14 protein-coding genes are annotated in these 14,569 nt (G+C 65.9%); 6 read left to right on the forward strand and 8 right to left on the reverse strand.

What is annotated here, in order from left to right; all coding sequences use genetic code 11:
- Positions 1-23 precede the first annotated feature (23 nt).
- The 4 genes from B5F74_RS03810 (at position 24) to B5F74_RS03825 (ending at position 4,092) form a co-directional block, all read left to right on the forward strand.
- Positions 24-776 (forward strand): protein-ADP-ribose hydrolase, encoded by a 753-nt coding sequence (locus B5F74_RS03810; protein WP_087200155.1) that lies wholly within the window; start codon positions 24-26, stop codon positions 774-776.
- 79 nt (positions 777-855) lie between these two features.
- Positions 856-1,515, forward strand: a complete 660-nt coding sequence (locus B5F74_RS03815; RefSeq protein ID WP_066828878.1) for a hypothetical protein — start codon at positions 856-858, stop codon at positions 1,513-1,515.
- 405 nt (positions 1,516-1,920) lie between these two features.
- The gene (locus tag B5F74_RS03820) at positions 1,921-2,616 is read left to right on the forward strand and encodes a hypothetical protein (protein ID WP_087200156.1); all 696 of its coding nucleotides are present in this window, start codon (positions 1,921-1,923) and stop codon (positions 2,614-2,616) included.
- Between the two features lie 123 nt (positions 2,617-2,739).
- A complete protein-coding gene (locus B5F74_RS03825; protein ID WP_087200158.1) occupies positions 2,740-4,092 on the forward strand; it encodes an alpha-amylase family glycosyl hydrolase in 1,353 nt (450 codons plus the stop codon).
- 131 nt (positions 4,093-4,223) lie between these two features.
- Here B5F74_RS03825 and B5F74_RS03830 read toward each other — a convergent pair whose 3' ends face one another.
- The 6 genes from B5F74_RS03830 to B5F74_RS03860 form a co-directional block, all read right to left on the reverse strand.
- Entirely contained in the window at positions 4,224-5,705 is a 1,482-nt protein-coding gene (locus B5F74_RS03830) for an ATP-binding cassette domain-containing protein (RefSeq protein ID WP_087200160.1), read from the reverse strand.
- Positions 5,706-5,896: 191 nt separating this feature from the next.
- On the reverse strand, positions 5,897-6,727 hold the full coding sequence (locus tag B5F74_RS03835; protein WP_087200161.1) for a fructosamine kinase family protein: 831 nt from the start codon (positions 6,725-6,727) through the stop codon (positions 5,897-5,899).
- A 58-nt stretch (positions 6,728-6,785) separates the two neighbouring features.
- Entirely contained in the window at positions 6,786-7,196 is a 411-nt protein-coding gene (locus B5F74_RS03840) for a DUF5655 domain-containing protein (RefSeq protein ID WP_087200163.1), read from the reverse strand.
- A 41-nt stretch (positions 7,197-7,237) separates the two neighbouring features.
- Positions 7,238-8,236 carry a GNAT family N-acetyltransferase gene (locus B5F74_RS12510; RefSeq protein WP_204212438.1) on the reverse strand — a complete coding sequence of 333 codons (999 nt, stop codon included), beginning with the start codon at positions 8,234-8,236 and terminating at the stop codon, positions 7,238-7,240.
- A gap of 294 nt (positions 8,237-8,530) precedes the next feature.
- A complete protein-coding gene (locus tag B5F74_RS12515; protein ID WP_087200165.1) occupies positions 8,531-9,271 on the reverse strand; it encodes a helix-turn-helix transcriptional regulator in 741 nt (246 codons plus the stop codon).
- 170 nt (positions 9,272-9,441) lie between these two features.
- Entirely contained in the window at positions 9,442-10,083 is a 642-nt protein-coding gene (locus B5F74_RS03860; protein WP_239283340.1) for a helix-turn-helix transcriptional regulator, read from the reverse strand.
- Between the two features lie 309 nt (positions 10,084-10,392).
- Here B5F74_RS03860 and B5F74_RS03865 point away from each other — a divergent pair, with 309 nt between their 5' ends.
- Positions 10,393-10,980: a GNAT family N-acetyltransferase gene (locus B5F74_RS03865; RefSeq protein WP_087200166.1), complete on the forward strand. Its 588-nt coding sequence runs from the start codon at positions 10,393-10,395 to the stop codon at positions 10,978-10,980.
- Between the two features lie 47 nt (positions 10,981-11,027).
- Here B5F74_RS03865 and B5F74_RS03870 read toward each other — a convergent pair whose 3' ends face one another.
- Positions 11,028-11,528 carry a hypothetical protein gene (locus B5F74_RS03870; protein ID WP_087200168.1) on the reverse strand — a complete coding sequence of 167 codons (501 nt, stop codon included), beginning with the start codon at positions 11,526-11,528 and terminating at the stop codon, positions 11,028-11,030.
- A 75-nt stretch (positions 11,529-11,603) separates the two neighbouring features.
- Positions 11,604-11,813 (reverse strand): helix-turn-helix transcriptional regulator, encoded by a 210-nt coding sequence (locus B5F74_RS03875; protein ID WP_066828856.1) that lies wholly within the window; start codon positions 11,811-11,813, stop codon positions 11,604-11,606.
- Between the two features lie 542 nt (positions 11,814-12,355).
- Here B5F74_RS03875 and B5F74_RS03880 point away from each other — a divergent pair.
- Entirely contained in the window at positions 12,356-14,506 is a 2,151-nt protein-coding gene (locus tag B5F74_RS03880; RefSeq protein WP_087200170.1) for a PTS transporter subunit IIABC, read from the forward strand.
- The last annotated feature ends 63 nt before the right edge of the window (positions 14,507-14,569 follow it).

A 14,569-nucleotide genomic window follows, 5' to 3' on the forward strand; every position in this document is an offset into this window, starting at 1 on the left:
GCCGTGGAGTGGTTGGTGCGCGAATGCGGGGAGACGGGCGGCTGGATGCTTCCCGCGGGGATGATGGCCCCGGGTCTTCGTTCGAAGAGCTCTGGAGCGCGTTTCGGGCCCTGGTCAACACGCGCGAGCCGGCTCCTGCGGCGCCTGAGTTCCTGGCGGTGCAAGATGAGCTGCTGCAAGGGCTGATCGTCGAGGCGGGAATCACGCGCGTGGAGGACGTGGCACCTTGCCCGGCCGATACGCGCATGGGGCTGTGGCGCGGAGACATCACCACGATCGCCGCGGACGCGATCGTGAACGCCGCCAACTCCGCCATGACGGGATGCTGGCAGCCGCTCCATTCGTGCATCGACAACGCCATCCACACCTTTGCCGGCGTGCAGCTGCGTCTTGAGTGCGCGCGCATCATGGCGGCGCAGGGCCACCCCGAGCCCACCGCGCAGGCGAAGGTTACGGGTGCGAACAACCTGCCCTGCCGCCGCATCATCCATACCGTCGGGCCGATCGCGCGGGGGGCGCCCACCGCGCGGCATCGGCGCGAACTCGCGCGGTGCTATGCGGCGTGCCTGGACGCCGCGGCGGCGGAGGGCCTCACAAGCGTCGCGTTTTGCTGCATCAGAGCCGGCGTGTTCGGCTTTCCTCAAGCCGAGGCCGCGCAGATCGCGGTCGAAGCCGTTCGCGCGTGGCTCGATGCGAACCCTGCTGCCGATCTTCGCGTCGTGTTCGACGTCTTTCTCGACGAGGATCTCGCCATCTACCGGCGCCTGCTCAGCTAGCCGCTCCGTTCGTCGTGCGGGTTTCGGGGCCGACGTGAGATAATGCGGCCGATCGGTTCTCGTCGGAAAGTGGGGCCATATGGCGCAGTTCGCATCGGATACGTCTGCCAGGAGCGCACAGGATTGGGCAAAGGCCCTGGTTATCTTGCTTATCGGGCTCACGGTGGCGCATCTTGGCGTCACGCTGTTTTTGCAGTCGTCGCTCGGGACCGATACGTTCACCGTGTTCATCCAGGGCCTCTCGCGCGTGTTCGGGCTGACGGTCGGTACGGTCCACGTGATCGTCTTGTGCATCTTGATGGCGGTCATGCTGCTCACCACGAAAGGTTACGTCAAACCCGGAACGGTGGTCTGCGCGTTTTGCGGCGGCCCCATCATCGACGCGTTCACCTGGCTGCTCCAGGGTGCCATCAACGAGATGTCTCCTATGGCGCTGCGCGTCGCAAGCATGCTCGTCGGGTGCGTGGTGCTGTCGCTCGGCATGTCGATCGTCATCAACAGCAACGCCGGAACCGGTCCGAACGACCTGGTGGCGATCATCTTGTCCGACAAGCTTCCGAATATCGAGTTTCGTTGGGTCCGCGTCGCCTGCGACCTGTTCTTCGTGGCCGCCGGCTTTGCGCTCGGCGGCACGGTGGGCGCGGGGACGATCGTCGCCGTGCTGCTCACCGGCCCCCTGGTCCAGTTCTGGCTGCCCAAGACGGCGGCGCCCATCCGCGCAATCCTGAAGGACCGCTGATCGGTGCAAATCGGGGGACGTACCTTCCGCGTGCATTCTTTTAGTGCGGCGGGTACGCTTCCGATATGCGATATGTATAAAAATATATACAAACTATACGACCCCGATATTCATGAGCATCCTAAGTATGCAAGCGGAAGGTACGTCCCCGATTTGCACTTTTGGTGCGGCTGGTACGCCTTAGATATGCGATACATATAAATGTATGCAAAAAGTATGCCCCTGCTATGCATAGGCACCCTAAGTATGCAAGCGGAAGGTACGTCCCCCGATTTGCATCCGCTCATCCTTCTGAAGGCTCCGCTTGCCGACGTGCGAGTGGGCACCTTGCACTGTTGCCGCCGAGCGCTATGATTGCTCAATCCTTTCGGATCGATGGGATGTGCGACCTTGAGGAGGCTCGTCATGGACGAACAGATGGGCGGCTTCATCACCTGCATGCTCTGCGGTCTTATCGTGGGCGCAACGGGCGTCTACATGCTGGTTTCCGGCAATCCGCGCATCTTGCACGGCTACCATTACGCGTCGGTGCCGCCTTCCAAGATGGTTCCGCTGGCGCGCTGGTCGGGCGCGGGGCTGCTTGTCGCGGGCGTCGGGTGCGCCCTGCTGATGCCGCCCGCCGACATGCCCGACTGGATGAGCGTCATAGGGATCGCGCTGCTCATCGCCGGCATCGGGATCTCGTTGGGTGCCATCGTGCACTTCAACGGCTCCTTGGTCACGATGGGAGGTAGCACGCAGGGGACATCGCGCGCCTTCATGATCGGCCTCGGCGCTCTAGCCGCGGTCGTCGTGTGCGCCGCGACCGTGGTGCCGGGTGTGCTCATGATCGCATCCGGCGACCCGTCGATGCTGCACGGGTACCATCTCGTCAACGTCGATCCCGATGATCTCCCGGCGCTTGCCGCATGGGTCGGCGCCGGTACCATCGTGTTCGGTGCCGGCTTGGCGTCCTCCATCGGGCTGGCCATGTTCTGCACACGTCGACCGATGCCTCGAATCGTCAAGATCCTGCTGGTGGCGGCACTTGTGCTGTGCGGTATCGGCCTTGTCGTGATGCTGGGAGGCATCATCCATTTCAACGGTTCTTTGATGGGCTGATTCTCGCCGCGACCGCTGCCGCATCCGCTACGGCCGCCTCCGCATTCGCCGCGGACGGTTCGCCTGCGCCGCGACGGGTATACTACTTGCTTGTGGGCATCAGGCGGCAAAGGAGGAGCTGTCATGTGGGCATTCGAGAGCACGTTCTATCAGATCTATCCCATCGGGTTCTGCGGTGCGCCACTCCATAACGACGGCATCCAGGAGCATCGCATCAAGCGCGTGGCGGAATGGGCGGACTACCTGGAGGAGCTGGGCGTCGGCGCCGTGTTGCTCAACCCCGTGTTCGAGTCGAGCGCGCACGGCTACGACACGCGCGACTTCACCAAGATCGATTGCCGCCTGGGCACCAACGATGATTTTGTCGAGGTTGTCCGCGAGCTCCACGACCACGGTATCCGCGTGGTGCTCGATGCGGTGTTCAACCATGTCGGACGCGAGTTCTGGGCGTTCCAGGATGTGCGCGAGAAGCGCTGGGACTCACCCTACCGCGACTGGTTTTTCATCAATTTCGAGGGCGATTCGGCGTTCGGCGACGGCTTTTGGTACGAGGGCTGGGAAGGGTGCTTCGACCTGGTGAAGCTCAACCTGCGCAATCCGGTGGTCGTCGAGTACCTGCTCGACATCGTGCGCGCCTGGCGCTACGAGTTCGATATCGACGGCCTGCGCCTGGATGTCGCCTATTCGCTCGACCATGATTTCATCCGCCGGTTGCGCCAGGTCGCAAACGACATCACCGCGGCGAGCGAGCCGGGGCGCGACTTCGTCCTCATCGGCGAGACGCTCCACGGCGACTACAGCCAGATCGTCAACGACGGGATGCTGCATTCGTGCACGAACTACGAGTGCTACAAGGGGCTGTACTCGAGCTTCAACTCCCAGAACATGTTCGAGATCGCCCACTCGCTGCATCGCCAGTTCGGCGGCGACCCGTGGTGCATCTATCGCGGGCTGCACCTGCTCTCGTTCGCCGACAACCACGACGTCACGCGCCTGGCGAGCATCCTGACCGAGCCGCGCGCCATCCGCCCCGCCTATGGCGTGCTGTTCGGCATGCCGGGCATCCCGTGCCTGTACTACGGCAGCGAATGGGGGCAGACCGGCGTGAAGGGCGCGCACGACGACTACGACCTGCGTCCTGAGTTCGTCGAGCCCGAGCCGAACGAGCTGACGGAGTACCTGAAGGGGCTCATAGCCGCGCGTGCCGACAGCCGTGCCCTCAATTACGGGTCCTACCGCAACGTGGTCATCACCAACAAGCAGCTGCTGTTCGAGCGCGCGGCGGATATGGATGGCGAGCATCCGGCCGAGCGCGTGCTGGTGGCGGTGAACGCTGTGGACGAGTCCTTTACCTTGCAGGCCGACGAGCTGCGCGGGCCGTTTGCCGACCTGCTCGATCGCGGTGCCGCGCCGGTTGAGCTGGACGGATCGCTCGAGCTCGCCCCGTTCGAGGTGCGCTGGCTGCGCTCCCTCTAGGGGAACACTGATCAATTCATTTCGCGCCGGCGCCCCCGTGGCGGGCGCCCCTGGTGCATCTGGGGGCGGTCTCGTTTCAACCCATGCGCGCGTGAGAGACGGATGCCCGGGCGGATCGGCGCCCGGGCACGTTATGCATGGGGCGAGACCCGTCCGTCGCGGACGTCCCAGACGCTCGAGGTGCAGGCTCGCAAGAAAGTTCGGTCATGGCTCACCAGCAGCAGCGCTCCCGGATATCCGGCAAGCGCCCGCTCCAGCGCCTCGGTGGAATGCAGGTCCAGATGGTTGGTGGGCTCGTCCATGATGATGAGGACCGGGCGGCGTAGCAGCCCCTCGGCGAGCATGAGCTTGCGCAGCTCCCCGGGGCTCGTGCGGCCGCCTTCCAGGATGCGATCGGGATCTGAGTTGAGCTGCGCGACGGTCGAGAGCACCTGCCCGCGCTCGGCGGGAGAGAGCGCGGCGATGCGTGCGACCAGACGCTCCCGTTCGTCGGGCTCGACTTCCTGCGGGATATCGAGCACGGGCAGGTCGTCGGCCAGCAGGCGGCGCAGATGCGCAAGCAGGGTTGACTTGCCGGCGCCGTTCGGCCCGACGATGCCCACGTGGTCGGTGTTCCCCACGAACAGCTCGGGGATCGAGAGCTCGGCCGGCCCGCAGGGAATGCGCGATGCCGGGATGTGCAGCACCGTCTTGCGGCGGCTCGGCTGCGCGTCCACCCACAGGTCGCCGTCGTAGCGTTTGTGCACATATGCGGCCGCGACCCGCTTGCGGGCGGCGTCGACCTGCGCGTTCATCTGCACCGCGGATTTTCCCGCCGCCCCGTCTTGGCCGGTGTAGATGGCGAGGTCGATCTTTGCCTTCGCGGACTTGTCCTTGGGGTCGATTCGGCGCTTGCTGCGGCGCGCGTCGGCGCGTGCGGCCTCGTGTGCCCGACGCTCCTGCTCGGCGGTGAGCCTCGCCAGGTGCTCCTTGGCGGCGGCGCGTTCGTGCAGGGCGGAGGTCCGCTCCAGCTCGGCTTGGCCGTGTGCCGCCGTGTATCCGCCCGGCCGCACGACGAGAGAGCCGCCCGCCTCGAACGATACGCAGCGGTCCACCAGGTCGTCCAGCAGGTCGCGGTCGTGCGAAACAAGGATTCCGATGCCGCGGAAGCGCCGAAGCGCGTCGGCGAGCTGGGAGCGAGCGTCTGCGTCCAGATGGTTGGTGGGCTCGTCGGCGACGAGCACGTCGGGGCGCTGCCACAAGGCGACAGCGATCTGGAGCTTCTTGCGCTCGCCGAAGGAGAGCTCGTCGATGCGCCAAGGCATGTCGTCCTCGATGCGGAAGATGCGGCGCAGCTCGCGCGCGTCGCGACCGTAGTCCGCCGCGAAGTCGTACAGCCCGTCGGGCATCTCGTCGACCTCCTGCGCGCACATGATGCTGACCAGTCCGCGCGTGACCGATCCCGCATCGGGCTGCAGCTGCCCGCAGGCGATGCGCGCGAGGGTGGATTTGCCGCACCCGTTGTCGCCGAGAAGGCCGGTCCAGCCGACAGGGAACGCGACGGTGACGTTGTTGAGAATGGGTTCTTGGGCGGAAGGGTAGGCGAAGGTGACGCCGGTGAGCGAAAGCTGCATAGACATACTCCTTGGATGAGCGACGATACGCGTGCGTTCAGATGAGTGTGTCTAGCGAATCCGCAATGTTCAGCCTTCTTTCCGTCGAGCCGATGGCGCCGCCACACGCGCTGCGAAACCCCATGTTTCGCTCAGCCGACGCTCCGAGTATAGCAAACCGGCGTGGCAGCAAGGCAGAGGATGTTACGCCTTCACGCGTAGCGGCGGGCGACGGCGATGGTCTCGCCGATATAGCCGCCTCCGAAGAGCACGCAGTGCAGCAGCAGGGGTGCCAGCTGGTGCACGCCCACGCGCTCTTGCCAGCCGTCGGCCAACGGCGAGGCCTCGTCGTAGCCGGCGATCACGTCGTCGAGGTACGGATAGCCGAACAGCTGGAGCATCGCCAGGTCGGTCTCGGCGTGTCCCCCGTATGCCATGGGGTCGATCAGCGCGCCGCCGCTCGGCTCGGTCTGATCGGCCAGGTACAAGACGTTGCCCGCCCACAGGTCCCCGTGCAGCCGCGCGCAGACCGCGCCCGACTCCCGCACGAGCGCGGGCTGCTCGGCGTCGAAATCTCCGCGCTCCACGCGGGACGCCACGCGTTCGAGGAGGTCCGTCTCGCGCGGGCCGAAGGACCCGTCGTCACGGAGCATCCGTACGTAGTAGCGGATGCGATAGGTTGCGAAAAACGCGCCCCATGAGGACGGCGCCTCATCGCGCGGGACGTAGGGCGTCGCCGCGCGGCCGATGCCCGCAGCGCCCTCGGGGCATCCCGCAGGCGGGCAGCCCCACCACGGGGCGCCGACGGCATGCGTGCGGGCGAGCGCGGCGCCGATGCTCCGGGCGGCCGCGCGCGAGGGCGCGCCGGTGCGGATGCGCTCCTCCACCAGCTGACGGCGCGATGCCGAGAGGACGCGGGCGCACCGAATGCCGCCATCCGCCTCGGCCTCGGCGAGCCAGCGCAGCCCGGCGGCCTCGCACAGTAGCTCGTCGCTGGTCGCCGCTCCGGTTTTGATCACGGTGTCCTCTGTGAATGTCGGCATGTTCCCTCCAGGAAAGGTCGTGGTGGGGTTTGGGGTGGGCGCGGTCTCTCGGCGCTGATCACGCGGATGGTCTGCCGGCGCCTCCCTTGCTCAGCGCGAAGGCGTGCGCCTCCCGCATCCAGGCCATGAGCTCGTCGTCGATCTCGTCCGGGCGCTCGACGAGCACATGGTGCGTCCACCGGTTGGGGTAGGGCTCCGTCGCCACCGCGATGCGCGGCGCGTCCACGCGGTGCGCGAGCCCGAAGGTCACCATGAGGCAGTGACGGGGCCAGTCGCGCTTGCGCCGGATGGGAAGCGACGCGCAGCCGAAGACGCGACGGTCCGAGAAGGTGATCTGCGTCTCCTGCACGCGTATGAGCACGTCGGCGCCGATCTCTTCCAAAATGCGGTCCTCGAGGACGCGGTAGATCGGCAGCATGAGCGGGTCGCGCGCAAAGAAGCGTTCCAGCTCGTCGTCACGGCGCTCCATGGCTCCTCCTTCTTACGTCGTCTCTCGGTTCGCAAAAGCGGCTATTCCGCGCACCCGTCGGGCATCCGGCGCGCGTACATGCGCCCGAGCTCTCCGTCATCGTCGCGCACCATGCCTACGAACTGCCAGCCCAGGCGCTCGTAGAAGCTATCGTGGTCGGTGAGCAGGTACAGGTGCGGCACGCCTCGGCGCGCCATGTCATGGCAGACGGCATCGAGCAGCCGCCTCGCCACGCCCAGACGGCGATATTCGGGCTGCACATAGACCGCGCAGACATTGGGGGCGAGGTCGCGGCGTTCGTGGAAGTCGTTGTCGATCACGCCCGCGCCCGCCGCGATCCGCCTGTTGTCGCACACGATGTACCACTGGGGAATCGCGGTCCGTCCCTGCACGCATGCGCGCATGCTTGTGCGGTAATCCTCTGTCGCGACGCCCCATATCGACGAGAACCACTCGGCGGCGCACTCGATCAGATCCGGCCGATCGCGCAGGGCGATGACGGGAAGCGACTGGACGCGCCCGGCCATCCAGGCGACGGCGTCATGCTGCAGATGCTGCACGAAGTCGTCCTTCCCGTCGCCGTAGGCGTCGATGTCCTCGGGGAAGCGCCGTGCGAGCCGTCCCTTGAGCGCGCCGTACGCGCGGGCGGCGTCCGCATGGGTGCGCAGGTAGTCGCGCACCGCCAGATGGCGTCGGATGTCGTCGACGCTGTCCTGCGAGAAGACGTGCAGTTGGAACAGGCGGAGGTCTGAGTCGGAGGGGGATGACCTGCGCAGGTAGCGCCTGCCGGGGATGCCGAGCTCCCCGCACCACTCGTAGCCGAGGGCCTCCAGGCTTTCGCGCCGCGCGTCAGCCGAGGCGAGGTCGCGCACGACGGGCATCATGTCGATGACGGGTTTGGCGGCAAGCCCCGGCACCGAGGTGCTGCCGATGTGATGGACCTCGAGGAGGGCGTCGCCCAGCGCACGGGCGACGCGTGCCGCCTCGGCCTTGAACTGCGCTGCCCAAGCGGGGGAGTATGGTTCGACGCGAACGTGCACGGGGCTCCTTTGGATAGCGGGTGCGGTCGATACGATTATCCCGCCGCAAACCGCATGGGGCAAACGCCGGTCGAAGCGCCCTGTCCCCGATCGCTCCGTGCCGCGCATCCCGGGGCCCGTCCGGATCGACGGTACGCATATGGCACGTCGACCCATCCACGGTACGCTATGGGCACGCTTTCGGGCGAAAAACGTGCCCATAGCGTACTTTCGACGGGGCGGCGTGCCTATAGCGTACCGTCTCGCCCGTCCGCGGTGCTCCGTGGGGCTCGAAGCCCTTCGATCAGCGTTTCCCTAGTGCGCAGATCGCCCCCAGGGATCGCGGAGATCCTCGACGGGGTTCCATACGCGCTGATAGAGCAGCCACCAGCGGTATATGCTGGACGCACAGACCGTGAGCGCCAGAGCGATGATGCCGCAGGCGGCGAGTACCGCCGGAGCTCCCCCGAGCGCATGCGGCACGATGGAGACCATCAGGATGGCGGCGAGGTCGAACAGGATGATTCGCTTCGGGCCGCCGCGCTTCGTGTAGCGAAGGTTGCAGACGGACAGCCCGATGGCGCAGAGCAGGATGAAGACGAGGTAGGCGCATGCGAGCGGCCCCGCGTCCTGCCGCGGCGAGGGGTCGTGGGCGAGCTGCATGAGGGCGAGCCCGAGCCCTATGAGCGCTCCGCGCCCCAAGGTGGCGCCCGCGATGAAGCGGCGGTCGGATGCGATGCGCTCGGACTCGGCGGGCGTCTGCATGGCGGGGGCCTGCTGGTGCGCCGGGTGGCGGTCGCCGGGCCCATCGCCGGAAACGGCGCCTCCCAGCAGCTCATCGACGGTGCAGCCGAACAGGTCGGCTAGGCGGGCAAGGTTGTCCAGGTCCGGGGCGGACTGCCCGTGCTCCCACTTGGAGACCGCTTGCCTGCTTATCCCGAGGCGGACGGCGACCTGGCCCTGGGTGAGTCCGCGCTCGCGCCTGCGTGCGCCCAGGCGCTCGGCCAGCCCGCAGGCGATGGACGGCGTGCGATCGTTGCGCGTGTCTGCCTTCATAGGTGCCTCCCTTGGCCGGGGTCATCCCGATTGTACCGGGCTGCAGGGAGTTTCGGCCGGCTCGGCCCTCAAGAGGTGTCAACCGGTGGTTGCGCGCAGCGTGGCGCAGGCGTGAGGCGGATGGGTTCGAGCTCCAGCCTGCCAGAAGGCGAAAGATCCGTCGCGGCGCCCTATCCCATCAGATGGTCCACAAGCGCCGCGCCGCCGTATCCAAAGAACGCTCCGATAGCGGCTGCGAGCAGCGTGAGGCCCACGGTGCGGACGATCTTCATCCAGCCCGGGATCATGCGCTCGCGCCGGCCGCGCTCTGTGCTGCGGTCGACCGTGCGGCCCGCCAGGAAGTCCTCGATCTCCCGATAGGTGATGAGGTCTCGGTCCTTCTTGATCCGCTCCGTCCAGACGGCGAAGAACATGGCGATGCCCCACATGGAAAGCGCGAGCAGGGCGGTGGGCATCGTCTGCGCAAAGGTCCAGTCCCACGCGATCATCTGCACGCTCAGCCAAATGAGGCATGCGAGCATCAGCAGCAAGAAGCCGAGGATGGCGATGCTCAAGCGCTTCATCAAGATGATGTCGGAGTCGATGGCCTTGTTCATGGTTTCCAGGTCTCCCTTCACGAGGTCGTCGACGGTCACGCCGAAGAGCTCGGAGAGCATGAGGAGGCTTTGCACATCGGGATAGGTCTTGCCCGTCTCCCATGACGAGATCGTCTGGCGCGAGACGTAGACCTTGGCGGCAAGGCCGTCTTGCGACAGGCCGAGCTCGCCGCGGTGTCGCTTGATCTGCGCCCCGATCTGCATCGTGTCCATCATGTCCCTCCTTTCGGGTCCTCGCGTGCCAGTCCTTCACCTCGCAGGGTGGCACGGCGCGTCCCACTTTACCATCAAAGGTTCCCGACAGGCGCCCGGCTGACGGCAGAACCCCTGACAAGAGTTCTTGTCAGGGGTTCTGAGCTGGTGTTTTGTTGAGGACTTTGAGCGCGTCCCCATGCGCCCCAAGCTGCCCTTTGCGGCGGGGACGGGCATGGCGAGAGGCTCGCCAAAGCTGAGAGCGCGAAACGGTCCGGCGCTATGATGGGATAAAGAGCATGAGCGTGCATGTGTCGGCTAAGGGAGATGTGGATGAATACGCCCGCCTTGGAGACCAGGCGTCTGGTATTGCGCGCATTTACGGAACGGGATCTCGACGCATTGTTCCTGATCCTTCGGGATAAGGAGGCCAACCGGTTCTTGCCGTGGTACCCCGTTGAGAGCCTCGAGGAAACGAAGGCATTCTATGAGGGGCGATACGTCCCCTTGTATGCGCTGCCGCAAGCGTATGCCTATGCGATATGCCTGAAGGAAGACGGGTGCCCCATCGGTTACATAAACGTTTCCATGGAGGAGCACCATGACCTTGGCTACGGGCTCCGCAAGGAGTTCTGGCATCGGGGAATTGCGACGGAGGCCGCGCGGGCCGTCATCGAGCGGGTGAAACGAGACGGCATGCCGTTTGTGACGGCGACGCATGATAGGAACAATCCCAGAAGCGGCGGGGTCATGCGCAACGTGGGGATGAGGTACCGATATTCCTATGAGGAGCAATGGCAGCCGAAAGACATCCCCGTCGTGTTCAGGATGTACCAGCTCAACCTCGATAGGGTCGAGAGCAGGGTCTACCGTGGGCACTGGGATAATTCGACGGTGCGCTTTGTTGAAAATGGCGTGTAGGCCGCGCACCGCCCTGGCACCTCGATGGCAAAGCCGACGACGGCACGCTAGGCGTCCTCGGCGACCTCGTGGCGGTAGCCCGCTTTGACGTACAGCTTCACCGCGAGCAGGGCGAGCGAGAGGAACACGAGCGTCGCGGCGACGGCGGCCATGGCCTCGAGGCCCACGAGCGCACCGGCGAAGATGGCGACCACGGCCAGGGCGGGCATGATCTGGATGAACGTCCGGGCGATCTCCCGCTCCATGTGCGCTTGCAGCTCATCGTGCTCCTTGGCATGGAGCCGGCGCAGCGCGGCGTCGTCGCGCAGCGCGCGGCGCATGTCGACGATCCGGCGGATAGTGATGACGCCGGCCACGGCGAACAGGCCCGTCAGAAAGCCGGCGAGGAACCCCGAGATGCGCATGTCGCCGTGCAGGGCGGGGAGGCTGTCGCTGGCGCTGAGCACGCCGAGGGCGATCAGGGAGCCGCAGATGACGGCTGCGGAGGCGGTCTCGCGGCGCAGACGGCGGCGGACATCGGCGCGCACGGTCTCGAGAGTGCGTTTCATGGGTACCCCTTCCGGTTCATCGAACAACGATAGACTTCGGCGAAGCGTTTCGAACGGATTCATGGGTGCTGCTCCTTACAGTTCCTCATCGATCTCGGAGAAATCGAAGACCTCTTCGATGGAAAGGCCGAAATGCCGGGCGATCTTGTACGCCAGGGGAAGCGAGGCGGTGTACTTTCCGACCTCGATGGATGTGATCGTCTGGCGCGTAGTCCCGACCGCGTCGGCGAGTTCCGCCTGGCTGAGCTTGGCTGCGCGGCGCAGCTCCTTGATGCGCGTTCGCATGCTAGCGTCGGGTGCCGGAGGCACGACGGCGCCCGTCTCGGATTCGGGCGAGCGCCCCGCATGTGCACAGGAAGATGGCTGCGAGTGCGGCGACGGTGTTCATATCCATGGCGACCTCTTTCAAATGTCAAGTTTGCTTTGCAAGAAAAGCATAGTCTACTTTGCAAAAAAAGACAAGCAGACTTTGCAAAAACTGAGATCGCCGTCAGGTCCCTCATAAAGCTCATGCCGTTCGTCCGTAAAAACCGACCGCTCGCCGGCGGCGGTCTTGGCAGCCCGCGTCCGCACGGCACAATGGCATCGAATCGCATAACGAGGCGTGTAACTGGCAAGCAGGCACTAACCTTCGGCTCATGGGCGGCGCATGGCGTCGTTGCGGATATGTCGCAGGTCGGTGCTTTTTTCATGCCGAGAACCAGCCGGGCATCGGGCCCGCGACACGCCGCAGCATCCGCGCACTCCCTGAGCCGGCGACGAACCTTCCGGGCGCCCGCCCGGAAAAGCCCGCGCCCGCAAGGGCGCACGACCTCAAGGAGGCGCACATGAAGGACAAGATCTTCGGAATCCTTCAGCGCGTGGGGCGCTCGTTCATGCTCCCCATCGCGGTCCTACCCGTTGCCGGCCTGCTTATGGGCCTCGGCAGCTCGTTCACCAACGAGACGACGCTTGCGACCTACAACCTGCTGGGCATCATGGGCCCGGGCACCATCGCATGGGATGTCTTCACGGTGCTGTCGGCCTGCGGCGGCGTCATCTTCGACAACCTGCCGCTCATCTTCGCCGTGGGCGTGGCCATCGGCATGGCCCGCGCCGAGAAGGAGGTCGCTGCGCTCTCGGCCGCCGTGGCGTTCCTCGTCATGCATTCGGCCATCTCGGCCATGATCGACCTCACCGGCGGGGTCGAGCAGTTCATCGACGGCGCCACCGCGAGCGTGCTCGGCATCACCTCGCTGCAGATGGGCGCCTTCGGCGGCATCATCGTGGGCCTCGGCACCTCTGCGCTGCACAACAAGTTCTATAAGATCCAGCTGCCCCAGGCGCTGTCGTTCTTCGGCGGCTCGCGCTTCGTGCCCATCATCTCCACGGTGGTGTTCACGTTCGTGGGCATCGCGATGTTCTTCGTCTGGCAGCCCGTGCAGGAGGGCATCAACGCGCTCGGCTACGCGGTGGCGAGCGCCGGCCCGGTGGGCGTGTTCCTGTTCGGCATGATCAAGCGCCTGCTCATTCCCTTCGGCCTGCATCACGTGTTCTACCTGCCGTTCTGGCAGACGGCCGTGGGCGGCTCCATGGAGGTCGCCGGCCAGATGGTCTACGGCGCCCAGAACATCTTCTTCGCCCAGCTCGCCGACCCCACCGTCACCCACTTCTCCACCGCGGGCACCTGGTGCTTCACCGGCGAGTTCGTCCTGTACATCTTCGCCTTCCCCGGTGCCGCCCTGGCCATGTACCAGGCGGCCAAGCCCGAGCGCAAGAAGGCCGTCGGCGGCCTGCTGCTTTCCGCTGCCCTGACCTCCATGCTCACCGGTATCACCGAGCCGCTCGAGTTCTCGTTCCTGTTCGTGGCGCCCGTGCTCTTCGGCATCTCCACGGTGTTCGCGGGCCTCGCCTACATGCTGTGCTACCTGCTCAACATCACCGTCGGCCTCACCTTCTCCGGCGGCTTCCTCGACCTGTTCATGTTCGGTATCCTGCAGGGCAACGACAAGACGAGCTGGCTGCTCATCATCCCGCTGGGCATCGCGTTCTTTGCCGTGTACTACCTGCTGTTCACCTTCCTCATCAAGAAGTTCGACTTCAAGACCCCCGGTCGCGAGGAGGGCGACGCCGAGACCAAGCTCTACACCAAGGCCGACTACAACGCCCGCAAGGAGGGTAACGCCGCCGATGGCGCCCCTGCCGCCTCGTCCGATGATGAGCGCTCCGCGCAGATCGCCGCGGGCCTGGGCGGTGTCGCCAACATCCGCGACGTCGACTGCTGCGCCACGCGCCTGCGCGTGACGGTGCACGACGGATCCAAGGTCCAGGAAGGCGTGCTCAAGGGCACCGGCGCCGCCGGCGTCATCCGTCGCGGCGAGGGCGTGCAGGTCGTGTACGGCCCGCAGGTGAACGTCATCAAGACGAACCTCGAGGCCTACCTGGCCGCACATCCCGCAAGCTCCGCATCCGACGCCTCGGCCGCCGCTGAGCAGGATGCCCCCGCCGAGCCCGAGACCCCGCGCGAGCCGGTTGCCACCATCACCCTGGGCAGCCCGCTGACCGGCGAGGCCCTGGCGCTCACCGCCTGCCCCGACGCGGTGTTCGCCGAGAAGATGATGGGCGACGGCGCCTGCGTGGTGCCCGCGGTCGGCGAGCTCGTGGCCCCCTGCGACGCCAAGGTCGCCTTCGTGTTCGAGACCAAGCACGCCGTCGGCTTGGAGCTCCCGGACGGCACGGGCGTGCTGTGCCATGTGGGCATCGACACCGTCAAGCTCGGCGGCAAGCCGTTCACGGCGCACGTGGCGCAGGGCGATGAGGTCAAGCGCGGTGATACACTGTTGACGTTCGATCTCGACTACATCCGCGAGAACGCCCCCAGCATCTCCACGCCGGTGCTCATCACCGACATGGACGATCGCCACAAGGTCCGTCAGCTTGCGTTCGGTCACGTGAACCAGGGAGACGACCTGCTCGCCGTCGATATCTACGAGGCGTAACAGGGGGCGTGGCTCTTCGGCATCCCGGTGCGCTGCGCGGCCGGGATGCCGCCGCCTGAGGAT

The organism is Collinsella sp. An271 (genome assembly GCF_002159695.1).
GTDB lineage: Bacteria > Actinomycetota > Coriobacteriia > Coriobacteriales > Coriobacteriaceae > Collinsella > Collinsella ihumii.